Annotated in this window: 19 protein-coding genes; 14 read left to right on the top strand and 5 right to left on the bottom strand. The window is 57.7% G+C overall.

The window, feature by feature from the left end; all coding sequences use genetic code 11:
• The 7 genes from ACYAR8_RS18795 to ACYAR8_RS18765 form a co-directional block, all read left to right on the top strand.
• Window positions 1-2,680 (top strand): RHS repeat-associated core domain-containing protein (locus tag ACYAR8_RS18795; RefSeq protein ID WP_463580725.1); only part of this gene is annotated, 2,680 nt, incomplete at its 5' end.
• Window position 2,681: 1 nt separating this feature from the next.
• Entirely contained in the window at window positions 2,682-3,305 is a 624-nt protein-coding gene (locus tag ACYAR8_RS18790; RefSeq protein WP_463580724.1) for a hypothetical protein, read from the top strand.
• Between the two features lie 80 nt (window positions 3,306-3,385).
• The gene (locus ACYAR8_RS18785) at window positions 3,386-4,132 is read left to right on the top strand and encodes an RHS domain-containing protein (RefSeq protein ID WP_463580723.1); all 747 of its coding nucleotides are present in this window, start codon (window positions 3,386-3,388) and stop codon (window positions 4,130-4,132) included.
• Between the two features lie 279 nt (window positions 4,133-4,411).
• Window positions 4,412-5,044 (top strand): hypothetical protein, encoded by a 633-nt coding sequence (locus ACYAR8_RS18780; RefSeq protein ID WP_463580722.1) that lies wholly within the window; start codon window positions 4,412-4,414, stop codon window positions 5,042-5,044.
• A 138-nt stretch (window positions 5,045-5,182) separates the two neighbouring features.
• The gene (locus tag ACYAR8_RS18775) at window positions 5,183-5,713 is read left to right on the top strand and encodes an Imm15 family immunity protein (RefSeq protein ID WP_463580721.1); all 531 of its coding nucleotides are present in this window, start codon (window positions 5,183-5,185) and stop codon (window positions 5,711-5,713) included.
• Between the two features lie 205 nt (window positions 5,714-5,918).
• A complete protein-coding gene (locus ACYAR8_RS18770; RefSeq protein ID WP_463580720.1) occupies window positions 5,919-6,269 on the top strand; it encodes a hypothetical protein in 351 nt (116 codons plus the stop codon).
• A 578-nt stretch (window positions 6,270-6,847) separates the two neighbouring features.
• Entirely contained in the window at window positions 6,848-7,489 is a 642-nt protein-coding gene (locus tag ACYAR8_RS18765; protein ID WP_463580719.1) for a hypothetical protein, read from the top strand.
• A 148-nt stretch (window positions 7,490-7,637) separates the two neighbouring features.
• Here ACYAR8_RS18765 and ACYAR8_RS18760 read toward each other — a convergent pair whose 3' ends face one another.
• Window positions 7,638-8,636, bottom strand: coding sequence for a bile acid:sodium symporter family protein (locus tag ACYAR8_RS18760; protein WP_463580718.1), 999 nt, complete (start codon window positions 8,634-8,636; stop codon window positions 7,638-7,640).
• Window positions 8,637-8,856: 220 nt separating this feature from the next.
• Window positions 8,857-9,087, bottom strand: a complete 231-nt coding sequence (locus ACYAR8_RS18755; protein WP_296310027.1) for a hypothetical protein — start codon at window positions 9,085-9,087, stop codon at window positions 8,857-8,859.
• A gap of 472 nt (window positions 9,088-9,559) precedes the next feature.
• On the opposite strand from ACYAR8_RS18755, the gene ACYAR8_RS18750 reads away from it, so the two are divergent.
• The 7 genes from ACYAR8_RS18750 to ACYAR8_RS18720 all read left to right on the top strand — a co-directional run bounded on the left by ACYAR8_RS18750 (window position 9,560) and on the right by ACYAR8_RS18720 (window position 17,783).
• The gene (locus tag ACYAR8_RS18750) at window positions 9,560-10,975 is read left to right on the top strand and encodes a serralysin family metalloprotease (RefSeq protein ID WP_463580717.1); all 1,416 of its coding nucleotides are present in this window, start codon (window positions 9,560-9,562) and stop codon (window positions 10,973-10,975) included.
• Window positions 10,976-11,090: 115 nt separating this feature from the next.
• Window positions 11,091-11,420, top strand: a complete 330-nt coding sequence (locus ACYAR8_RS18745) for an AprI/Inh family metalloprotease inhibitor (RefSeq protein WP_463580716.1) — start codon at window positions 11,091-11,093, stop codon at window positions 11,418-11,420.
• A 21-nt stretch (window positions 11,421-11,441) separates the two neighbouring features.
• Complete coding sequence (locus ACYAR8_RS18740; protein WP_463580715.1) at window positions 11,442-13,211, top strand: type I secretion system permease/ATPase; 1,770 nt, start codon at window positions 11,442-11,444, stop codon at window positions 13,209-13,211.
• Window positions 13,204-14,508 (top strand): HlyD family type I secretion periplasmic adaptor subunit, encoded by a 1,305-nt coding sequence (locus ACYAR8_RS18735; protein ID WP_108122881.1) that lies wholly within the window; start codon window positions 13,204-13,206, stop codon window positions 14,506-14,508. The genes ACYAR8_RS18740 and ACYAR8_RS18735 overlap by 8 nt, the downstream gene beginning before the upstream one ends.
• A gap of 13 nt (window positions 14,509-14,521) precedes the next feature.
• Window positions 14,522-15,868, top strand: coding sequence for a TolC family outer membrane protein (locus tag ACYAR8_RS18730; protein WP_108122903.1), 1,347 nt, complete (start codon window positions 14,522-14,524; stop codon window positions 15,866-15,868).
• Between the two features lie 197 nt (window positions 15,869-16,065).
• Window positions 16,066-16,494, top strand: a complete 429-nt coding sequence (locus ACYAR8_RS18725) for a DUF2231 domain-containing protein (RefSeq protein WP_463580714.1) — start codon at window positions 16,066-16,068, stop codon at window positions 16,492-16,494.
• A complete protein-coding gene (locus tag ACYAR8_RS18720) occupies window positions 16,491-17,783 on the top strand; it encodes a PQQ-dependent sugar dehydrogenase (RefSeq protein WP_463580713.1) in 1,293 nt (430 codons plus the stop codon). Before ACYAR8_RS18725 ends, ACYAR8_RS18720 begins: the two co-directional genes overlap by 4 nt.
• Window positions 17,784-17,961: 178 nt before the next feature.
• Here the strand turns inward: ACYAR8_RS18720 and ACYAR8_RS18715 are convergent, their stop codons facing one another.
• The 3 genes from ACYAR8_RS18715 to ACYAR8_RS18705 form a co-directional block, all read right to left on the bottom strand.
• Window positions 17,962-19,428: a type III effector gene (locus ACYAR8_RS18715; protein WP_463580712.1), complete on the bottom strand. Its 1,467-nt coding sequence runs from the start codon at window positions 19,426-19,428 to the stop codon at window positions 17,962-17,964.
• A 101-nt stretch (window positions 19,429-19,529) separates the two neighbouring features.
• Window positions 19,530-20,525 (bottom strand): transglycosylase SLT domain-containing protein, encoded by a 996-nt coding sequence (locus ACYAR8_RS18710; protein WP_463580711.1) that lies wholly within the window; start codon window positions 20,523-20,525, stop codon window positions 19,530-19,532.
• A 30-nt stretch (window positions 20,526-20,555) separates the two neighbouring features.
• Complete coding sequence (locus ACYAR8_RS18705) at window positions 20,556-22,934, bottom strand: type III effector HrpK domain-containing protein (protein WP_463580710.1); 2,379 nt, start codon at window positions 22,932-22,934, stop codon at window positions 20,556-20,558.
• Between the last annotated feature and the right edge of the window lie 61 nt (window positions 22,935-22,995).

Here is a 22,995-nt window from a genome sequence, read left to right as displayed (position 1 = left end):
CCGCCACGTCCACACCGACGGCAGCACGGATCGCTATCGCTACGACAAACTGAGCAACCTCACTGAACACACGCGCGCTGATCACAGCGTCATGAATTACGCCTACGACGACAAGAGCCATCTGATCAAGATCAGCGATGGCGAGGGTGGGCTGTGGAAACGGGACTATGACCTTCGCGGAAATCTGATCGAGGCGATCGACCCGCTAGAGAACGTTACCGAATACGCCTACAACGGCTTCGGTTTTCCTACAGCGATAAAGGACGCCAACGGCAATACAAAGGCGTTGGCCTACAACGAAGCCGGACAGCTGGTTAAGTACACCGACTGTTCTGGCAAGGTCAGTAGCTGGGAGTACGACGAACGCGGCCAGATGGTTCGCTTCACCGATCCTGCTGGCCACAGCACAACGTATGAATACAAAGCCGGTCAGCTTGTCCTGATCAAGCACCCGGACAAAACCGAAGAACGCTTTAGCCGCGACGCCGAAGGTCGTTTGCTGGCCCACTCCGATGGCCTGGAACGCTGCACGACATGGCGTTACAACGCTGCCGGCTTCATCGCCGAACGCGTGGACGCCGCCGAGCAGACCTTGCGCTACCGCTGGGATAAGTTAGGCCGCCTCCTTTCGCTGGAAAACGAAAACGAACGCAGCGCGCATTTTCACTACGACCCGGTCGGCAGGCTGCTGGAAGAGCGCGGCTTCGACAATCGCTCGACTCACTATCAGTACGATCCGGAAACCGGGCGTCTTGCCGAAACCCTCAACGGCCAACGCACCATTGCGCTGACATTCGACCCGATGGGTCGTCTGGCCGAACGCCGCGCCACCCTCGGCGACAAGTCCCAAAGCGAAACCTTTGCCTACGATGGCAACGGCCATCTGGTTATGGCGACCAACGCCGTCAGCAAGCTGCAATGGTTTCACGACCCGGCCGGCAACCTGCTGCGCGAGCATCAGCATTACTCGAATCTGGACAAGCCACTGGTTGCCGTTTGGCAGCACGAGTACGACGCGCTGAATAACCGCGTCGCCACTGTTCGCCCGGATGGACACCGCGTCAGTTGGCTCACCTACGGCAGCGGTCATCTGCTTGGCTTGAAGCTCGATGAACATGAACTGCTCAGCTACGAGCGCGACGACCTCCACCGCGAGATCAGCCGGCACCAAGGCAATAACCTGCTGCAAACCCAGCAATGGGACCCGGCGGGACGCCTCCAAGAACAAATACTGGGCCGAGCAGACGATAAAACCACGCTCATCAAACGCGCATACACCTACGACGCCGCAGGCCAGCTCACCGACATCAACGACAGCCGTCGCGGGCAATTGAGCTACCGATACGATCCCGTCAGCCGACTTATCAATGCGACCAGTCGCTTGGGCGTGGAAACCTTCGCCTTCGACCCCGCGAGCAACCTGCTCGACGAAAGCGCAGCGCCAGTTCGCCGCCCTTTAGATCCCGAGCCAGTCCGTCACAAGCTGATCGACAACCTGCTGCGCGACTACGCCGGCGGCCACTACGAATACGACGAACGCGGTAACCAGACCGAGCGCTGGACCAACGGCCTGCGCAGCGAACTGCACTGGGACCTCTTCGATCGTCTGGTGCACTTCTGCGATCCGCGCCTTACCGTCGACTTCGGCTACGACCCACTCGGAAGGCGCCTCTACAAATTCTCTAAAGCCCATTACCGACCCCGCCCAGAAGCCGGTACTGGCTGGAACGAAAACGAACACGCCCGCAAAGAGCGAGAACTCGGCTGCGGCTTCACCCTGTACGGCTGGGACGGCGACAACCTCGCGTGGGAAAGCAGCCCGCCGCCCTACGCCGGCGCACTCGGCCGAACCATCCACTACATCCACGAGCCCGGCACTTTCGTTCCGGTGGCCCAGGCCATCCGCCACGAAACCATCCGCCTCGTGAGCCAGCCGAAGTACGAAGGCCGCTACAACTTCAAAGAAGACCCGCTGTGGAACTACAGACCCGTCGCACTACCGATTGATGCGCTGGCCTGGTACCAGTGCGACCACCTGGGCACCCCGCAGGAAATCACCGACCAAACCGGCAACACCGCCTGGAGCGCCCAATACAAAGCATGGGGTGAAGCAACCGAACAGCGCTTGGAGTTCGCCCAACAAATCGGCCTGACCAACCCCATCCGATTCCAGGGCCAGTACCACGACCACGAAACCGGCCTGCACTACAACCGGCATCGATACTATGATCCAAGGGTCGGGCGGTTTATCAGCACAGATCCGATTGGGTATTCGGGTGGGCTAAACCTTTACCACTACGTGCCGAACCCGACGGGTTGGATCGACCCGCTGGGTTTGGAAAAAGTTGTCGCGGCGAATAGCCGTAGGGACGCGATGAAAAAGGCCCAGCAGCATGCCCAAGTCCCAAGGGTTAGTAGAGGTGGGGTACCGATTTCGATTGATACTCTGAGGAAGAAAAGTAGGGGCGAGAATTACGCCTGCTTGAAGAAGCAAGGTGCTACAAATCTTGGGTGCAGGGAGCGGGGACAGCGCGCTGAGGTATTTGATCATCCTGACGGGCACCCAGAATTGATCGGGGACGGTCAGCCAGATCATCATGAGGTTCCCCACGTGCACGCAACTAACAAAGCGGCAGAAGTAGTAATTTTCACTTATCCAGCGGGAAGGTCAGGGCGCTAGCATGAAAGATTTTAAGATTTTGTGCTTCAAGTCAGAGGCCCGGGAGTTTCAAAGGAATTCAAGCGAATACATTGCTAGGATTCCTGCTGATCCGCAGGATCAGTTTGCGTTAGTAATGGCTGTCGGGCGTAATGGCGCGATAGGCTTCGATAAAAGCCCAGAAAGCGTTCGCGCCTTAAATGAAATTTTATCGAAATGCTATTCCTTATGCGTGAATAACTCTATCCAAATACCAGAACTCCCAGAGAACATGTTTATGCCTTCGCTACTATTTCGTGATAAGTCTGGTAGATTTGAAGCGTTGATGACCGCCCATAAAAACTATGAAGCCGAACTCAAGAAATATAAGATTCTTTCACGGCATCGAGATGCGCAGGAGCCATCAGCGTCTGTGTTGTCTACGCTTTTACAAGATGACCAGCTGCTGATCAATGAAATGGTGTACCGTGCATTGCAGAATGCTTGCCACTATGTCATTAGCCCCATATTGTCTGGGGAACACGGCCGTGGAGCATTCAATGTTTTCGCAAAAAATTTAGATTTCTTTTTTGAGGAATTTAATTCAGTTGTAAGTGGCTCACCTGGAATAACTTTCGTACACGAATCGGAATTATTGTTCGACTAACGGAAGGGCCGTAAAGTTAAAGGGGACAAAGTTAAAGGGGACGGACCCTTTAACTCTACATCCATGAACCGGGCACTTTCGTGCCCGTGGCCCAGGCCATTCGCCACGAAACGATTCGTCTCGTAAGCCAGCCAACTTACACCGGTCGCTACAACTTCAAAGAAGATCCGCTCTGGAACTACAAACCGGTGGCGCTGCCGATTGATGCGCTAGCCTGGTACCAATGCCACCACCTCGGCACGCCCCAGAAAATCACCGACCAAAACGGCAACACCGCCTGGAGCGCGCAATACAAAGCATGGGGCGAAGCGCAGCAACAGCGATCCGAGTTCGAGGACATATATTTCATGACTAAAATGACTTACGTCATAGACTGCGAAGTTTACCCAATCGCTTGGCGATTCAATTCTGAAGACTGCTTGTTGTCTGACCAAGAAAAGCAAAGCATTATTTTTCTTGATGAAAAACAATCGCAACGACTGTGGAATATATTAATTCCTGCGAAAAATCTGATGGAGCTGAGCAATAAGAATTTTGTGCTTCATGAAAAAATCATTTTGAGCTTTGGCGATATTAATGAGTCGAAAAAATTCTTCGCGAGTCGATTGGCCCATAGCAGTTTTGTCTGGTTTTTCTGGAGTGCGTGTGCAGCCGCTATAGTTCCTCGTCAGGTATTTTTGAAATCATGGGACGATTTCTTCTATCCTTCTGACGAGAATTCTATTTTACTTACGCCCGATTGCCCTAAAGCAATATTTTCATTTGAAGACACCTTTTTCCACGGCGATTTAGTGGGCTCGTATTTTCAGGACGAGCTAAAAGAATAGTCATCTCCTGGCTGATCATAAGTGCCTGAGTCCAGATGTGATTAGAGTACTGCACGCTAAGCAAGCCAAAGGTGACGCCCCCCTATGCAGCGGAGTAGCTGTCTATTCGACGACTATCTGAATGACGAGCAGGCTTATTAAACTAGAAGGATAGCTACATGATAATCTTCAAAGGGGACGGACCCCTTTAACTTGATGAAATGCCTCATGTCCACGCGACAAATAAAAAAGGTGAGGTGTTAATATTTACCTATCCGTCAGGCCGTAAAGGACACTACGATGAAATACTACCAAATTATGTGTTTCAAAGCGGATTTCCGAGAGTTTAGAACTCAAGTGGATAATCTCATAACCGAAATTTCCGCGGGAAATCATGATGAGTTTGCGCTACTAATGGCAACTGACTTACAAAATAATGTTGGCTTCCATACCACACCTCATGGTAATGCCGCAATTCGCACGCTGGTTTCTAGATGCTATTCAGTTGATTTACAGCATTTAAGCGTCAAACGAACGCAGGCAGGGGACGTCGTGCGAATGTCTCGACTATTATTTCGGGAAAAAGATGGCAAGTTTGAATCATTGCTGAGCGAACATTCAAAATATGAAGCTGACCTAAAAAAATATAAAGTGATCTCAAGACACAGGCCTGCCGTGATGCCTACGATGTCAACACTTGCCGGCATGCTTAAGGACGAACGTTTGTCGATCACTGGGAAGGATTTATATGAAGCTTTAGACAAGACTTGCCACTATGTAATGCGGCGGGTGGTATCGGGCGAGCATGGCCGCGATGCATTTATCGTTTTCTCATCGAATCTAGATTTCTTCTTCAGCGAATTCAAAGAGATAATTGCGGATCACGCGACAACTAAGTTTGTCAAAAGCACGCGCGATCTTATCTATTATTAACTTGAAGGGTTATTATAAAGGGGACAGACCCTTTAGCCCTATTGAAGGTTCAGTGCACGATAAAGGTCGCGGAGATGTAACTTTCAGTAGAAAAACAATAGACTGGCTTAATCAGCACGGATGGAGCATTTCACCAAAATGAACTTAACAGCTCTTTACAGAAAGATAATAAGCAAAGAACCGTACAATGACATGGGCGTGTTCTTTTTGAACTACGAAACCTTCGAAGAGTTTCCTATGACATCGAGGTATGCCCGACTAAATCATCTGAAAAAAGAGATGACCGACGAGAAAGTTACGGACTTTCTCGTCGGTCTGTCAGTGTTTCTTTTGAACTCCATTGGTGCGATATCCTGCAAGCCGAAAAATGCTAAACCTTTTTTTGCGATCACCTTCACCGACTTCGAAGCTCTCAAAGAATTTGGCGTTCTGATCCCAAATATATTTATATATCCGCGTCCTGGGTCAATCGGATTTTTAGATAAAATCGAGAAGAGTAGCAGCGACGTCTCACAAGAGATAAATCTTGTGAAAATGCATTTTTCACATTGCGGGATCGCGGACGCCTTTGAGTTCTATGAAAGTAGATTTTATGATTCTGCATGTGGGGAAGATTTTGTACGGGTATTTGCTGTGCAAAAAAAACTGCCGAGGTTAATGAAGTTATAAGACGGGGCTGACTCCGTTACCTTCATCATGGAGGACCAGTAGCATCATTCCGATAAAGATAGTTAAAGGGGACAGTTAAAGGGACAATTAAAGGGGACGGCCCCCTTTAACTCCTATATCAACCGCACGTTTATGGTGAAGGACACCAAACATGAGCGGGTCGACATTGAGGTTATAACCGGCAAGGCTTTCGTGGAGTAAATATATGTTCAACAGCTACCTAGATAACGCGCAATCCTACGTTAGACTGGAACGACATTTACATGAGTTCTTTTATTCGGAGGGGCAGGCGCACGGACTGGACGCCGGCAAATTTAAAGTGCCGTACTGCAATACGAAATTTTCGGATGGGACGCCGTGTCAAGACGGCAATCCAATATTCTCTGCAAGAAATGAAAGCAATGGTCAAATTCTAAGAATAGTGCTTGATGAGGATATCGATACGTTGGTGTCGTATCATGACAAAGAAATGAACTGTGAACTCGTCCTAGTAGGAAAAGTGGCCTTACTGGATGAAATCAAAAAACAAATGTGTAAATGGATTAGGTCTCAATAGTCAAACTTGCATGTAGGCGCCGCAATCACGAAACGGAACTGATCTGGAGAGTTAAAGGGAACGCCCCCTTTGACTCCCAGAGAAATTTCGTAAGTGGATATAGCTGGTCGTGGGCGATAGTGCATGGGAGCTTGTATGCTTGATAGCGAACCATCAAGCCGATGTCGATATGTCCGGAGATCGCATAATTAGTAAAAGGGGACGGACCTCTTTAGCTCTAGGTTAATGAAATTATAGCAAGGGGCTGACGCCGTTACCTCTATCGTGGGGGACCAGTAGCTTCATGTCGATCAAGATAGTTAAACGGGACGACCCTCCTTCAATTCACGAACATCCTGACTTGGTCGGACCAGACCGGCCGGAGCGTCACGAAAGTCCGCACATCCACGGAAAGGAAAAGGTGAAATGATATTATTCAATAACCCAGCAGCACGGCCGGGACGATAAAAATGACCTGTTATAAAATCTTGTGCTACCACTCCGGATTAAAGGGGGCGGACTCCTTTAATACTAAAAAGAAGCAGCTAAAGGGAGTCCCCACTTTGACTCACGACCAGTAAACAATAACGGAATGCAATATGAACGTATTGGCATCATCATTTTTTGAGATTTTCATCCAGTTTTTAACGGGTACAACACTAAGACATCCTGAGGTATTTGGACTCGAAAGTTTTTCACCAAGCGAGCTTATTTCTCAAGACTTCGAGCTAGCAGGTAAAGTCGATGACTATCACTTCTTTGAGAAGCTTTACAATGTAAGTCACCACAATAGAAGTGTAGGTGTGGTGTTGAAGCCCTATTTTTTTCAGGACCAGCAGGTAGCTAGCGGCTTCAGAGTTTTAAAGGGAGTGAGGCTCACATCACTATTAAAAGAATATATCAGATATGGTCAACACCACCCTGAAGTTGCCAAACGCATGACATTCTATTTTTTTCATGACAATAAAGACGGCGCTATAATTTTTGATGATTCGCTGGCAGTGCGATTCAGCCATAGAAACCGGAGGGATGGGTATCAGGTCGTGACGCTGGAACGTGACTACGATGAAATAGGGGCATTAAAAAAAATCGCGACTGACGCTATAAAACTCACTATGGATTTTCACGAGCTTGAATTGACCTCCTCTTCTCTGAGGAGAAGGTACCGGGGGGCAGCTTATCAGCAGGTCATCAAGGCGCTGATAGTTAACGGCAAGAAACCTTCTAGTCGAATGTTGTAGGGCCTTCCCTTCCGATGCTTAAATCCTAAATACGGGCAAGTCGGGCAAGCATGATTACATCCGCTCTGGGTGTACCCACCCACTCCAAACGCAAAAAGCCCCGAATCATCGGGGCTTTTCCATCACGCCAGTGAGTTGATCCCCAGAATCAAGGATCAACCTGCGCCATCAACTCCACCACCGGCTCCGTCCGCTTCGCATACCGCTGCGCCACCACCGCGCACACCATCAGCTGAATCTGGTGAAACAGCATCAGCGGCAAGATCAGCAACCCAATCGTGCTGCCCGCAAACAGCACTTGGGCCATGGGCACGCCTGTGGCCAAGCTTTTCTTCGAGCCGCAGAACAGGATGGTGATGCGGTCTTCCTGATTGAAGCCGAACAGCTTGGACAGCAGGGTCGCAGCCACGAGCACCAGTGTCAGCAGCAGGCAGCACACTCCCACCAGCCCGACCAGGTCCCAAATCGGTGTTTTCTGCCAAATGCCTTCGTTGACCGCTTCACTGAAAGCGCCGTAGACCACCAGCAGGATCGAGCCTTGATCGACGAATTTCAGCCAGTTCTTGTTGCGTGCGACCCAGGCGCCAATCCAGCGACGCATGATCTGGCCGGCAATGAACGGCAGCAGCAACTGCACGCTGATCTTGATGATCGCATCGAGGGTCGAGCCGCCTTCGCCGTGAACGTTCAGCAACAGCGTGACCAGCAGCGGCGTCAGGAATATCCCGAACAGGCTGGAGGCCGCCGCGCTGCAGATCGCCGCCGGGATATTGCCGCGCGCCAGTGAGGTGAAGGCAATCGCCGACTGCACCGTCGCGGGGAGCGCACACAGGTACAGGATGCCCATGTACAGGTCTTTGCCGATCAGGGGCGACAGCACGGGTTTGAGTGCCAGACCTAGCAAGGGGAACAGGACGAACGTCAGCCCGAACACCAGCAGGTGCAGGCGCCAGTGCCCTGCCCCGGCGATGATTGATTCTCGGGACAGTTTGGCGCCGTGAAGAAAGAACAACAGCGCGATGGCGATGTTGGTCAACCAGCCGAAGCCAACGGCCACTTGCCCGGTGGCGGGCAGGAAGCTGGCGATGATCACCACGGTGATCAACATGAGGGTGAAGTTGTCAGGGAGAAAACGGGGGCGGGTCATCTGCGTCATCCGAAGGTGCCAGGAACATGCCCGCCACTTTAGCGCGCAATGCACTTACCGACTAACGCCAATATGTCGATCAATAGCGCCTAACGGACACCTAGGCCGAGCTGGACCTACCGATGACGTATTCCCGGCTAAAGCCGGTCCCACTAGAAGCAGCGGAAGCCGCTTGCCAGACGTTGTGTCGACAAGCGGATCAGCGATAACCCGGGTTATGTCAGGCAAGACCGCCCTGAATCACGCGCATCACGGTCACCCGACGCTGGCCCGGGTTGTCGGCGATGAGTCGGGACAATGCGGCTTGCCACTTCAGTATGTCTTTCTCTTTCGAGAGCATCATCAGTTGTTCCCAGCCCATCGGTCCACGGGGGCCAGCCTGTGCAGCGGATATCTCGGGACTGTCTTCGCGTTTCAAGAGGTTTGCTGCAATTTCCGAGAGAGTACTCATGGCTGGCTCCTGGGCATGCGCGTCATGGAGCATGCCAATTCAAAACTAAAGGTGATTTCAGGAGTGCCTTCGCGCCAATTTTCTGTGATCGAGGCCGCCTGTAACAGGGTTGTAGCAAAGTTCAGACCAACAGAGACATGGCCACCCATTGTTCATTCTCCCCTTCAAAGCGGCTGGGAAATACCCGTTCGATCACCCGTCAATTTTCCGTCAGAACGCCCCCTTCAACCGAGCTCTAAACCAACCCGTCTCGCTAAATCTGTAACGCTGGCTTGACACATGAGCACAAAATTTTGTCGCTTTTGTTACAGATTTGAGAAATCTTGATACATTTTTATCTGAATCGCTGGACGATCGTCCCAACCCTGTGCCAGTTTTTCCTCGCTTCATGCACCAAGCGAGTGATTGGATGACCTCGCACCTGAGGGTCATTCGGTCGTTTTTTTTTTCACGCAGACAAGGATATGTCTGAATGTCGAAACTTAAACTCAATGCCCTCGGCGTAACGCCGCAGGGCCCAAGCTCTGCCTACAACCAAATCAACACGTTCAGCCACCAGTACGATCGAGGCGGTAGCCCGATCAATGGAAAACCGTCGTATACGGTGGACAAGGCCGCCGACTACATCTTGCGCGACCATGCCTCATGGGCAGACTCGAACAAGAGCGGCACCATCGAGTTGACCTACACCTTCCTGACCAGCCGCCCCGCCGATTTCGATCGCACCCTGGGCACGTTCAGCTCCTTTTCGGCGCTGCAACAATCCCAGGCCAAGCTGTCGATGCAGTCATGGGCCGATGTCGCGAAAGTCACCTTTACCCAAGCCAACTCCGGCGGTGACGGACACATGACGTTCGGCAACTACAGCGGTGACAACGGCGGCGCGGCGTTTGCCTACCTACCTGATAGCGGCTCGTATGCAGGTCAGTCCTGGTACATGATCAACAACGGCTATCAGGTCAACGCCAACCCTGGCACCAGCAACTATGGGCGCCAGACCCTGACCCACGAAATCGGCCATACCCTGGGCCTGTCGCACCCCGGCGATTACAACGCCGGCAACGGCAACCCGACCTACGCCGATGCCACCTATGCCCAGGACACTCGTGGCTACAGCGTGATGAGCTACTGGAGCGAAACCAACACCGGGCAGAACGCCAAGGGGGCCTACGCCTCGGCACCCTTGCTCGACGATATTGCCGCCGTGCAAAAGCTGTACGGTGCCAATCTCGCGACACGTGCCGCAGACACCACCTACGGGTTCAACTCCACGGCAGATCGTGACTACTACTCGGCGACGTCCACGTCGTCCAAGTTGGTGTTCGCGGTATGGGATGGCGGTGGCAAGGACACCCTGGACTTCTCCGGCTACACCAGCAGCCAGAAAATCAACCTCAACGAGGCTTCGTTTTCGGATGTCGGCGGCCTGGTGGGCAACGTGTCCATTGCCAAAGGTGTGGTCATCGAGAACGCCATTGGCGGCTCGGGCAATGACCTGATCATTGGCAATGGCGTAGCCAACGAACTGCGGGGTGGCGCCGGCAACGACATCATCTTCGGTGGCGGCGGTGCCGATAAGCTGTGGGGCGGTACGGGCGCGGATACGTTTGTATTCGCGGCCAGCAGTGACTCACGGCCGTCGGCGCCGGACCAGCTCATGGACTTTGTCAGCGGTCAGGACAAAATCGATCTGTCAGCCATGCCGGAGTTTGCGACAAGCCATATCCCGCTCACGTTCGTCAGTGCGTTCAGCGGTACGGCAGGTCAGGCCATGCTGTCCCAGATCAGCACGGGCAGCACCTTGTCGATTGACCTCACGGGCGACCGTGCGGCCGATTTCATGGTTAACACCGTAGGCCAGGCCGCCACGACTGACATCGTGGTTTAAGCCTGAGGGGGCGGCGTGCAAACGCCGTCCCCGCCTGACCCGGAGCAGATCAATGAATTGGAAAACCGCGGCGTGTCTTTTCACGACGCTTTTCACCTTAAGCGGAGCACCCCTCATGGCCAGCAGCCTACGTCTCGCGAGCCCCGCCGAACTGGCCGGACCCTGGCAGTTTTACGCCAAGGACGATGCGCAGAAACCCTGCACGTTGATTCTGCAAGAACAGGACGGTCAGCTCGCCGGGGATCTGGCCTGCGCCGGTCACTGGCTGGGCGGCACACCGGCAACCTGGTACCCGACGCCCGATGGCTTGGCGCTGGTCGACAACCACGACGAACTGCTGGTGCACATGGGTCGACAGCGAGAAGGGTTCTACATGGCGCAACTCCCGGATGGCCGCACCCTTTTTCTGCAACGCGAACCCGCCAGCGCCACCCCACGCTCCTGACTTTTTTCAAGGATGAACCCCATGACCCAAGGCCGGCCAAGCCCCCTGCCGCGCGCGCCCATGTGGGCCACGCTCAAGGCCTATAAAGGCATCCTGCTCAGCGTCGGCGCTTTCACCGCGCTCATCAACCTGTTAATGCTGGTGCCCTCGGTCTACATGCTGCAGGTTTACGACCGGGTGCTGTCATCGCAAAACGAAACCACACTGGCGATGCTGACCGTGATGGTCGTCGCCTTTTTCATGTTCATCGGGCTCATGGAAGCCATACGCAGCTTTGTGGTGATCCGCATCGGCAGTGATATGGAGCGGCGCCTGAACCTGCAGCTGTACCAGGCGGCTTTCGAACGCAACCTCAGCCAGGGCGAAGGCAATGCCGCACAGGCGCTGGGCGATTTGACCCTGGTCCGACAGTTCGCCACCGGGCCGGCATTGTTCGCCTTCTTCGATGCGCCGTGGTTCCCCATCTACCTGGCGGTGATCTTTCTGTTCAACCCCTGGCTCGGCCTGTTTGCCACGGTGGGTGCGTTGGCACTGATCGCCCTGGCCTGGCTGAATGAAACGCTGACCCGCAAGCCGCTCGCCCAGGCCGGGCATTTTTCTGTGGCATCGAGCCAGTTGTCCGGCAGCCACCTTAATAATGCCGAAGCGATCCAGGCCATGGGCATGCTGGTGCCGTTGCGCCAGCGCTGGTTCGCCTTGCACAGCCGTTTTCTGGAACGGCAAAACCGCGCGAGCGACATCGGCGCGCTGATCGGTTCGCTCAGCAAATGCCTGCGTTTGTGCCTGCAATCGCTGGTGCTGGGGCTGGGTGCCCTGCTGGTCATCGAAGGCCAGATGAGCGGCGGCATGATGATCGCCGGCTCCATCCTCATGGGTCGTGCGCTGGCCCCGATTGACCAGCTCATCGCGGTCTGGAAACAGTGGAGTTCAGCGCGGCTGGCCTGGCAGCGACTCGACGCCCTGTTGATCGCCCACCCCGAGCGTCCAGCGCCCATGCCCCTGCCCGCTCCCACCGGGCATATCAGTGTCGAGCAAATCAGTGCCGCACCGCCGGGGCGGACCACCGTGACGCTGCAGCAACTGAGTTTCGCCGTAAATGCCGGAGAAACCCTGGGTGTGCTGGGCGCGTCCGGCTCCGGCAAATCAACCTTGGCCCGGGTGTTGATCGGGGTCTGGCAACCCCTGGCCGGCGTGGTTCGTCTGGACGGCGCAGAGCTGCATCGCTGGGACCGCAACGCGCTGGGCGCCCATGTCGGTTATCTGCCCCAGGACATCGAACTGTTCAGCGGCAGCATCGCCGACAACATCGCACGCTTTAACAGTGCCGATCCGCACCTGGTGGTGAACGCTGCCCGCCTGGCAGGCGTACACGAAATGATCCTGCGTCTGCCCCAAGGCTATGACACGCAACTTGGCGACGGCGGCTCCGGGCTGTCCGGCGGTCAGAAACAGCGCGTGGCACTGGCCCGTGCGCTGTACGGCGAGCCAAAACTGGTGGTACTCGACGAGCCCAACTCCAACCTCGACAGCAACGGCGAAGCCGCACTGGCCGCTGCCATCGCCCAGCTCAAGGCCCGAGGTTGCACGGTGATACTGATTACCCATGGCTCTGCCGTACTGAATCAGACAGACCGCCTGCTGGTGCTCAACGACGGACGTCTGCAACTGTTCGGTCCCGCGGGTGATGTCTTGAGGGCGCTCTCCGGTGCCCAGCCCGCGCCTGAACGACCGCAGGGGGTGAGCTTCAGTCGCCAGCTCGGTGCGCAGCAAGGAGGTCAGCGCCATGAATGAACACATCCTTAAACCCGAACGCAGCGCACAGTTTTTCGTCAGCGCAGGCTGGTGGCTGGCCCTGCTCGGTGCCGGGAGCTTTTTCCTTTGGGCTGCCCTTGCCCCGCTCGACCAAGGCATTGCAGTGCCTGGCACTGTGGTGGTTTCGGGCAAGCGCAAAGCGGTGCAGTCGGTGGACAGCGGCGTGGTCAGTCGCATCATGGTGCGCGAGGGCCAAGTGGTGCATCAGGGCCAACCGTTGTTCCTGCTTGACCACACCCAGGTCCAGGCCGACGTTCAATCGTTGCGCGCCCAGTACGAACTGGCCCAGGCCAGCATCGCCAGGCTCCAGGCCGAACGGGACGGCAGTGTGCAAGTGCGCTTTCCCGAGGCCCTGTTACAGAAGGCATCTCCACAGTTGCTCGGCGTACTGGAAGGCCAGCGGCAGTTGTTCAGCAGCCGTCACCAGGCGTTTCAGCGATCCCAGGCAGGCATCCATGCAAGCATCGAAGGTGGCATTGCCCAACTCGCCGGCATGCGCCAGGCGCGCAATGACCTCCAAGCCCAGGCCGAGTCATTGCGCCAGCAACTGGAAAACCTCCGGCCGCTGGCCGAGCGCGGCTACATCGCCCGCAACCGCTTGATGGACTACGACCGGCAACTGTCGCAGGTGCAACGTGATCTGGCACAGAACACCGGTGACACAGGCCGGGTCGCTCAGCAGATCGAGCAATCACGGCTGAGCCTGCAACAAGGTGTCGAGGAGTATCAAAAGGAGGTGCGCGGACAACTGGCCGATGCGGAGCTGAAAAGCATCACGCTGAGTCAGCAACTGGCCTCGGCACAATTCAGCCTGACCCACAGTGAAATCAACGCACCCGCCGATGGCATCGCCGTGAACCTCTCGGTGCACACCGAAGGCGCGGTGGTGCACGCCGGTGAGTCGCTGCTGGAAATCGTGCCCCAGGGCGAAGGCCTTGAGATCGAAGGCCACCTGCCGGTGAACATGGTCGACAAGGTGGCCGAACAGCTGCCAGTGGATGTGCTCTTCACCGCGTTCAATCAAAGCCGTACGCCGCGGGTGAACGCCACGGTCAGCCTGATTTCCGCCGATCAGCTGCTCGACGAGCGCAGTGGACAGCCCTATTACATCGTACGCAGCACTGTCACCGACCAGGCGCTGGCCAAACTCAAGGGCCTGGTGATCAAGCCCGGCATGCCGGCGCAGATGTTCGTCCGCACCGGCGAGCGCTCTCTTCTCAATTACCTGTTCAAGCCTTTGATGGATCGCGCAGGAATGGCACTGACCGAGGAATAGGATGTTTCGGTACATGAAAATCTGGCTGGCAGCGCTGCTGTGGATCAGCGCCGACATGCAGGCCCAGGCAATGGGCTTGTTTGACGTTTATGAACAAGCCTTGCGTAACGACCCGGTCTTCCTCGGCGCCATGAAAGAGCGTGACGCGGGGCTGGAGAATCGTAATATCGGCCGTGCGGGGCTGTTGCCTCAGGTGGCCTGGAACTACAACAAGGGCCGCAACGACTCCAGGGCCACGTACAAAAGCGACGAGCGCCCCAGCTCCCGCGAGGACCGTCACTACAACAGTTTCGGTTCGACGTTGAGCGTGCAGCAGCCGATCATCGACTACGAGGCCTACGCCAACTACCGCAAGGGCGTGGCACAGGCCTTGTTTGCCGACCAGGCCTTTCGAGGCAAAAGTCAGGAGCTGCTGGTGCGGGTGTTGTCCGCGTACAGCCAGGCGCTGTTCAGTCGCGACCAGATCGAGATTGCCGAGGCAAAGAAGAAGGCGTTCGAGCGGCAGTTCGAGCAAAACCGACAGATGTTCGATCAGGGCGAAGGCACCCGTACCGACATTCTGGAAGCCGAATCACGTTACGAACTGGCCGGTGCCGAAGAAATCGAAGCGCAGAATGAGCAGGACGCTGCGTTGCGTGAGCTAGGGGCCTTGATCGGCGTGCCCGAGGTGCGCATCGACGAACTGGCGCCCCTGCGCACGCCGTTCAACTTCCTGGCGCTGACGCCCACCACGTACGAGGCGTGGAATGCCATCGCCCTGAGTGAGAACGCCGACCTCGCCTCCCAGCGCCAACTGCTGGAAGTCGCGCACCAGGAGGTGAAACGCAATGTCGCCGGGCATCTGCCCAAGCTCAATGCCTACGCAACGGTGCGCAGCATGGAATCCGACAGCGGCAATACCTACAACCAGCGTTACGACACCAATACCATTGGCCTGGAAATCAGCTTGCCGCTGTACGCCGGCGGTGGCGTCAGTGCCTCCAGCCGCCAGGCCAGTCGTAGTCTGGAACAGGCGGAGTATGACCTTGAGGGCAAAACCCGTGAGACGCTGATCCAGCTGCGCCGCCAGTTCAACGCTTGCGCCACGGGCGTACGGAAAATCCGCGCTTACGACAAGGCATTGGCTTCAGCGGAGGCCTTGGTTGTCTCCACCCAATACAGCATCAAGGGCGGCGAGCGGGTCAACCTGGACGAGCTGAATGCGCAGCAACAGCTTTACAGCACGCGTCAGGACCTGGCGAAGACTCGATATGAGTACTTGATGGCCTGGATCAAATTGCATTACTACGCCGGCACCTTGACCGCCGAGCAACTGGCGCGGGTCGATGAGGCATTTGGCGCGGGTCGGCCGTACCGCTAAACATCAGTGACCGTCTGGGTAAAGTCCAGTCCAGCGGTCCTGGCCCCCGAGAGAGCAGTTGTAACTGCATATTGATGACGCCTAAATACGCTGAACTATGTTCCTGGCGAATTGATCCCAAACCATGCGCACCCTGCGCGGCCCTGATGGGTCAGTTCATCTGCACAGCGTAAGCATCAGTAAAATAGGGAGCCGTTTTGAACACTACTACCCATCTTGATTACCGAAGCCCGCCAGGTCCGCTGCACGCAATATTGCTGGCCGGCACCGTCCCGCTGTTTCTCGGCGCATTGCTGAGCGACATCACCTACTTTCAGACGTACCAGATTCAGTGGAGCAACTTCGCCTCCTGGCTTATCGCCGGCGGGCTGGTGTTCTGCGGACTCGCCGTGCTGTTCGCGCTGGTCAACCTGATCCGGGCCGATCGCAAAGCCGGGCGCCCCGTGGTCTACCTCGTCTTGTTGGTGGTGACCTTCGCACTGGGGCTGGTCAACGCTTTTGAACACGCCAAGGATGCCTTCGCCAGCATGCCCTCGGGCCTCATTCTCTCCGCACTGACCACGCTGTCGATCGGCGTGACGGCGTGGCTCGGACTCACCAGCATCCGTTCGGGAGAAGGACAATGAGCCACTCAATCAAACTGACCGCGATCAGCATGGCGTTGTTGTTAAGCGGCTGCGGTGACGCAGGGGATAACACTCAGGCGCTGGGTGCTGACCCGAAAATGCCGGCCCCTCAGCGCGGTCTTTTACCCAGCATGAAGATTGCCGAGCCGGTCTTGTGGGGCGATCAGAAGCCGACTGTCCCTGAGGGTTACAGCGTCACGGCCATCGCCGCCGACTTGCAGATTCCTCGCCAGACGCTGGTGCTGCCCAACGGCGATATCCTCGTGGCTGAAGGCCGTGGCGGAAGCGCCGCGAAGCTTAAACCCAAGGACGTGATCGCGGGGTACATCAAGGCCCAGGGCAACACCAAGGTCAAAGGCGGCAACCGTCTGACCTTGCTGCGCGATGCTGACGGTGACGGCGTCTACGAGACGAAGACGGTGTTCGCGGAGAACCTCAACGCGCCCTACGGCCTGGCGTTTGCCAATGGCAAATTGTACGTGGCCAACCAGGACGAACTGGTTCGCTTCGATTACGAAGAAGGCCAAACCAAAGCCGGCGGCCCGCCGATCAAGGTCACTGACCTTCCTGCTGAAATCAACCACCACTGGACCAAGTCACTGGCCGTCAGCGACGACGGGCGCACCCTGTATGTCGGCATCGGTTCGAACAGCAACGTGACCGAGCGCGGTATGGAGGTCGAGCTCGACCGGGCGCGGGTCTGGCAGGTGGACGCCGAGACCGGGGCCCACAAGGCGTATGCGACCGGCATCCGTAACCCGACGGCGCTGACCATTCAGCCGAAAACCGGCCAGCTATGGGCAGTGGTCAACGAGCGCGATGAACTGGGTCCGGATCTGGTACCGGATTACCTGACCTCCGTTCGCGAAGGTGGGTTTTATGGGTGGCCGTACAGCTATTGGGGTCAGAACGTCGACACGAGGGCCCAGCCGCAAAACCCGACAATGGTCGCCGCCGCCATCAAACCCGACTATAGCCTCGGGTCCCATGCCGCTGCGCTTGGCGTCGATTTTTCCATTCCGGCGATGGGCGACAAGTACGCCGAAGGCGTGTTCATTGGCGAACATGGCAGTTGGAACCGGGAGAACCCGGTGGGATACAAAGTCGTTTTCGTACCGTTCAGCAATGGCCGTCCGAACGGTGCGCCGATCGACTTCGCGACCGGCTTCCGGGGTGCCGACGGCAAGACCCGCGGCCGGCCAGTTGGCGTCACAGTGGACCCCCGCGGTGCACTGATCATCGCCGACGACTTGGCGAACACCGTGTGGCGGGTCACTCGCAATCGGTGAAACAGAATTCCAGGCAGGGCAATCCCGCCTGGAATGCACAAGGACGTTACCGCTTCGCTGGCGCGGATTCCTTCACCCTTCTCACTTATTCAATAAGCCATTAACCCATAGGTAACGGACCGACGCCTGCCCAATGAGGCCGAACCGGCTTACCCTCAGGCGTCGGGTCGCCAACCGCTCAAACCATATCAATATCCGGATTACGATCTCGCCGACGTACGTGGTTGTCGTATTCCGCACGCAAATCCGCCGCCGTGGTCACCGCAGCGCGGCTCGTTCGGTCGGCAAGCGAGCCCACTGCCCTGCCCCCTGCAGCGGCTTGATCGCCGACAAACGAGGCGGTGGCGGAGGCTGCGTTCTTGACGCCATTCTGCAGCAGGTCTTCGGCCGCTTCGGTGGCCGGGCCGGTGACGACGCCGGCGGTGGTCCAGCCGGCAAACACTGCGGATGAGGCAGCGGTGTTGGTCAACTGGCTGACGGCGGTTTTCAGGTACGGGTTAGTGATGTTCTTTGTCGCCATTTCCTGAAGTTTGCCCACACCGGCGAACCCGCCGGCCAGTGCCAGCCCATTCTGCGTCAGGCTGGTGGCGGAGACCAGACTGCGAACGGCCTTGCTGCTGTCGGTCAGGATGTCGAGGGGCATGCCTGCCAGACGTTTGCCGGCGTTCAGTGCGGCGCCGCTGTAGCTCGCGTTCTTCACGCCCTCATACGCCGCCAGCCAGTCGGTTTCATCATCGAGCGGCTTGGGCTGGGTGTCTTTGCGCCCGAAGATGAACGCGCCACCACGCTGATGATCGCGGTTCTCGGTGGTGTGCATGCGGTTACCGAACAGGCCGTTGGCGACCAGGCCACCGGCCGACGAAATGACGGTGTCGGTCAGGGCCTGGGCTTTGGGACTGCCGGCCAACGTGGTGGCGACACCGGCGCGCAGCAGGTTACGCGCGCTGTACCCCTGAATGCCGACGCCCATGTCGACGCTTTTTTGGGTCAGCCCGGGGGCATTGCGCCTGGCTGACTCGGCCAGCGCGTCGTGCAACTTTGCCGCAGGCGCTTTGAGGTAGTGGGCGTCGTCGGTGACGCGGTTCATGACCCCGGTGCCGACCTGATCCATGATCCCTGACACCGCGCCGGAAATGAACGGTGTGAGGGGTCGCAGTGGCGCCGGCAACCAGGCGCCCTGGGTGATTTCCGGCTTGGCGTACTGCAACACCGTGGCACTGGCAAAAGGGATCGCGCGAAATGCGCTAGAGCTGCGCGAGGCAAGACGGTCAAGTTTCTCTGCCTTGGCCAGCGTGTCGGCAATGGTGGCGGGTGTTTCGTTGAGTCCGTGGAGCACTCGCGCGCGGCTGTCGGCAATGGCGTCGAGCTGCGCATTGTTGCGTGTGACACCGGCGTTGTGCGCGTTGATCTCTGTCAGCCTGGCGGCGCTGACGTCACGGGGTGGCGTTACGGGCGCCTGTTTGTGACCGGCGAAAACCTGGGTCTTGAGGTATTCCGAGATCGCCCGGATTTCAGTCTCGGCCGTTGCGGCGCTGACCTGATTGACCGCACCCGTTCCGTGAGCGCCTTCTGCGCCTTGGGTGACGGCGGCCGTCTCGGTGTGAAGTGGCAGATGGGTCGATAATGATCTGTTGATTCCGTCCACGTTATTACCCCCTGTGGGTCAGTGCCCGCGAGGGGCACTCCACGCTGTGAGAGGAGCGCGACACCTGTGAAACCTGCTCCCCGATGGATTGACGATAACGATCAGGCCGGCAATTGCCCCTGACCGCTTTCGATGATTTTTGCGAAATTCATGACGTTCTCGACGTACTTCGGATCGCCGATGCCGCCGGCATCCCCGAGGTTGCCTTTGTTGACCTTGTCCGGGCCCGAGTTGTAGGCGCGCAATGCCGAGTCCCAGTCACCGAACGCCTTCTTCTGATCGCGCATGTACAGCGCGCCGGCCATGATGTTGTCGTGGGCGTTGTTGACGTCGGCGTTGCCGAGCTCTTTGGGGTTGTCTCGCTTGAGGGCGGCGAAGGTGTCGGCGTTCACCTGCATCACGCCCGCATCGGTCTTGCCGTTGACGTTGGTGGTGTCCTGACCCAACTGCCCGCGGGACTCGGCCCAGATCTGCCCGGCCAGAATGCTCGGCGGTACGCCGGTGGCCTTGGACGCGTCCATGATGTCGTTGCGGTAAGGTTCGAGTTGTTGTGGCAAATGCAAATCGCCCGAACCGCTGAGGGCCATGTCGCTGCTTACCGCGCCGGCATTGGCAGCGGGCGCGGCGGCGGCCTGAGCGCCTCCTGCAGCTCCTGCACCTTCGGCACCACCGCCGGCAGCCTCCGCAGCGCCAGCACCGCCGCCCGCACCCTCGGCCGCACCGCCGCCTCCCCCGCCGCCGGTCACCGCATTGTTCTGCGCACCAGGATTACCGGTCTGGTTGGGGTTGTTCTGCATCAGCATTTGCATCAATTGAATGATCAACGCCATGAGCTGCTGGGCGATGCCATTCTGGTCGGCGCCACCGGCGAGGGGGTTAGCGGCGTTGGTCGTCGGGTCCTGATTTTGAGGGGAACCGAAGTTGACCTGGGACTGCCCGGCATGGGCAAACAGAATCGAGCTCGCGTCGAGCGCCCCACCGGCGCCGCCGCCACCGCCCAGGGAATTGCTCTGCCCGGGCTTGCCGCTCAGGGATGAAAAATCCGGGTGGGCGGCGGGGTCGCTCAACGGCCGAATCTGGGAAATACCGATACTCATGGTCACTTACCTCTTTCGGGTCAGGAAACATCAATGGGCTTTGGGGATGCCGAACTGATCGAGGACCGGGTCGACGTTGTGATCGAAAGCCTTCTGGGCCTTGTGCTTTTTGACGGCTTCGATGATGGCGGAGATGCCGAAACCCAAGGCCATGGCCGCGTCGGCAATCCAGCCCACCACCGGAATGGATGCGCCAATGGCAGCGCCGGCCGCCAGGCCCGCTGCTTCACCCACGACCATGCCGGCAACGCGTCCGCCGACTTTCGCTGCCACCTCGCCGAGCCCTGCGCGCCCGGCAGATTTGGCCACGGCGTCGTAACCGGTCTTGGCCGCCGAAAGCCCGGACTTGGTGCTGTCGTAAATCGTCCTCGCGGCGTCGGTTTTGTCGCCGCGGGCGAGCATGTCCGAGACCGAGGCAAAGCCTGCCACCGAGCGCAGCGCCGACGGTCCCATATTTGAAGCCACTTGAGCCGCCATCGACGGCGCGTGGTCTTTATCGCCCTTGGCGTTTTCCAGCACCTTGCGGCCGCTCTTGGTGTCTTCCAGATGGCGGAAGGTCGAATCCACATAGCGCGATTGCTGGCTCTGCACGAAGGTGTCCGGCAGGACGCTGTCGTAGGCGGCCTTCTGCGCGTCGGCGCTCTGCAGCGCCTCCTCGCCATCGGCTTTTTTCTGATCGAGCAATTGCCGGACGGCACCGCCCTCACTGAAGTTGCGCACGTACGAATCCTGAATCTTGCCCTGCAGATCAGGCCGCTGCCCCAGTACCTGCTGCGCTGTCGGCACAGTGGCGTTGTCGCCGAGCAAGTCTTTCTGCATTTGCAATTGCGCCGACAACCCGCCCAGGGCGCTGCTGTAATCGGCGTTCGGCTTGTCTTTTTTGGTGGCCTTGTCGGCCGTGCTCAGATCCGCTTGCAGGGCCTCGCCGCTGTTGACCCTCTGCATCTGCCTGGTGACGGCTTCCTGCAACGACGGCGTACTGTCGACCAGCGCCCGCGACTGCTGCGGGATCTGTTTGTCGAGAAACGCCTGCACGTCGGGATCGGCCTGCAGTTGGCCGATCTTTTCGTTCAGCGCATCTTCGGTCTTGCCGGTCTTGCGCAGGTCCTGGCCGGCAACGACGCTCTGCTGGGTCTGCTGCAACTTGACCATGACTGCGGCTTTCTGCTCGCCGCTGTAGGCCGACGGGTTGTCGAAGACGTCCTTGCCCAGCTTGGAAATATCGACGTTGGCCACCGAGTTGAGGGTGGCGGCATCGCTGAGCACGCTGGCAAATTCGCCGCCATTGGTGGGTGCCTGCTTCTTGATCCAGTCACTGATGTTCTTGGCGTTGAACAGCTTGTCGGGGCTGTGGGCCGCGAGCGATCGACCGCTCAGACCACCCTGATCGATCTGGGTGAGAAACCCGGGCTGCGACCAGGTTTTCGCCGCCTGCTTCAAGGGCCCGCCCAGCCCCGGATTGTCGTTCTGAATCGCCTTGAGGCCATCGGCGCTGGTCAGGCCATCGACCTTGGTTTTGCCGTCGGCGCCCAACGCATGCTTGGGGTCGGCGGCTTTGGTCAGGGGTTCGTTGGCACGCATCATCGCAGCGCTGCGGACCATTTCAAGCGATTGCGGGTCGGCGTCCGGATGGTCTTTCTGGTAGCTGGCAATGTCCTTGTCCGCGCTGTCGGCGGCTTTCTGCATGTTCTTGGCAAAGGCCTTGAGGTCACCGTCGGTGATTTTGCCGTCCGCTTTGCCGCCGTGTTTGCCCGTGTCCACGGCGGTTTTCAGCGACGGGTTGGCGTTGATGAAGTCCATGGCCTTGGCCGCGTCCGGGCCTTTTTCAGCGGCCATGCGCGCGGCGGCGATGGGTCGGTTCAGCTCTTTGGCCGCCTGATCGCGCTGGTCCGCTGGCAGGTTGGCGACCATCGGCGCCCAACGCTCAAGCTCCTTGGGCGACGAATATTTCGAGTCATCGAGAAACGCTGCTTCGGTGGCTTTCGGTTCTTCGGCGGGTTTCGCCGCCTCGACCGGGGCGGCGGGGGCTGAGGCGTTAACCTGAGCCACAGGCTGAGGGTTGCCTGTGGGAACGGCACCACCGGCGGGAGCGTTCTGTGCGGGTGCACCCGTCGATGAGGTGGCGGATTCGGGCGACGATTGCGCCTGGCCTTTGAAGAGCTGGGTGAGCTGGTTCAGCAATGAAAGCAGCTGCTGTTCAGTGCTTTGCATCTTGCCTGAAGGGCTACTGCCGGCAAATGTACCGTTCGCCGAGGACTGCTGGGGCGAGGCACCGAAACGCACATTCGGATCGACCCCACCCTTGAGCAACAGCGCCGATTTGGGGTCGGCAAGCGGCGATCCCTGGGCGGCATCGGCGCCGGCGGATTGAGGGGCAACACCGTTGTAGGGAGTGCTTGAGATACGCATGAAGTCGTCATCCGGGCATGAGGGATAGCGACTGTGTGGTTGCTGAGCCGGGTCGGTTCCG

Source organism: Pseudomonas sp. HP_01, assembly GCF_055284355.1.
The sequence above is the reverse complement of the archived record's forward strand: the minus strand, read 5'-3'. Positions and strand labels throughout refer to the sequence as shown.

Excerpts from the sequence above, each read along its gene's own strand:
- ACYAR8_RS18790 (WP_463580724.1), top strand. The coding sequence starts at position 2,682 with ATGAAAGATTTTAAGATTTTGTGCTTCAAGTCAGAGGCCCGGGAGTTT.
- ACYAR8_RS18780 (WP_463580722.1), top strand. The coding sequence starts at position 4,412 with ATGAAATACTACCAAATTATGTGTTTCAAAGCGGATTTCCGAGAGTTT.
- ACYAR8_RS18775 (WP_463580721.1), top strand. The coding sequence starts at position 5,183 with ATGAACTTAACAGCTCTTTACAGAAAGATAATAAGCAAAGAACCGTAC.
- ACYAR8_RS18770 (WP_463580720.1), top strand. The coding sequence starts at position 5,919 with ATGTTCAACAGCTACCTAGATAACGCGCAATCCTACGTTAGACTGGAA.
- ACYAR8_RS18765 (WP_463580719.1), top strand. The coding sequence starts at position 6,848 with ATGAACGTATTGGCATCATCATTTTTTGAGATTTTCATCCAGTTTTTA.
- ACYAR8_RS18760 (WP_463580718.1), bottom strand. The coding sequence starts at position 8,636 with ATGACCCGCCCCCGTTTTCTCCCTGACAACTTCACCCTCATGTTGATC.
- ACYAR8_RS18755 (WP_296310027.1), bottom strand. The coding sequence starts at position 9,087 with ATGAGTACTCTCTCGGAAATTGCAGCAAACCTCTTGAAACGCGAAGAC.
- ACYAR8_RS18750 (WP_463580717.1), top strand. The coding sequence starts at position 9,560 with ATGTCGAAACTTAAACTCAATGCCCTCGGCGTAACGCCGCAGGGCCCA.
- ACYAR8_RS18745 (WP_463580716.1), top strand. The coding sequence starts at position 11,091 with ATGGCCAGCAGCCTACGTCTCGCGAGCCCCGCCGAACTGGCCGGACCC.
- ACYAR8_RS18740 (WP_463580715.1), top strand. The coding sequence starts at position 11,442 with ATGACCCAAGGCCGGCCAAGCCCCCTGCCGCGCGCGCCCATGTGGGCC.
- ACYAR8_RS18735 (WP_108122881.1), top strand. The coding sequence starts at position 13,204 with ATGAATGAACACATCCTTAAACCCGAACGCAGCGCACAGTTTTTCGTC.
- ACYAR8_RS18730 (WP_108122903.1), top strand. The coding sequence starts at position 14,522 with ATGAAAATCTGGCTGGCAGCGCTGCTGTGGATCAGCGCCGACATGCAG.
- ACYAR8_RS18720 (WP_463580713.1), top strand. The coding sequence starts at position 16,491 with ATGAGCCACTCAATCAAACTGACCGCGATCAGCATGGCGTTGTTGTTA.
- ACYAR8_RS18710 (WP_463580711.1), bottom strand. The coding sequence starts at position 20,525 with ATGAGTATCGGTATTTCCCAGATTCGGCCGTTGAGCGACCCCGCCGCC.
- ACYAR8_RS18705 (WP_463580710.1), bottom strand. The coding sequence starts at position 22,934 with ATGCGTATCTCAAGCACTCCCTACAACGGTGTTGCCCCTCAATCCGCC.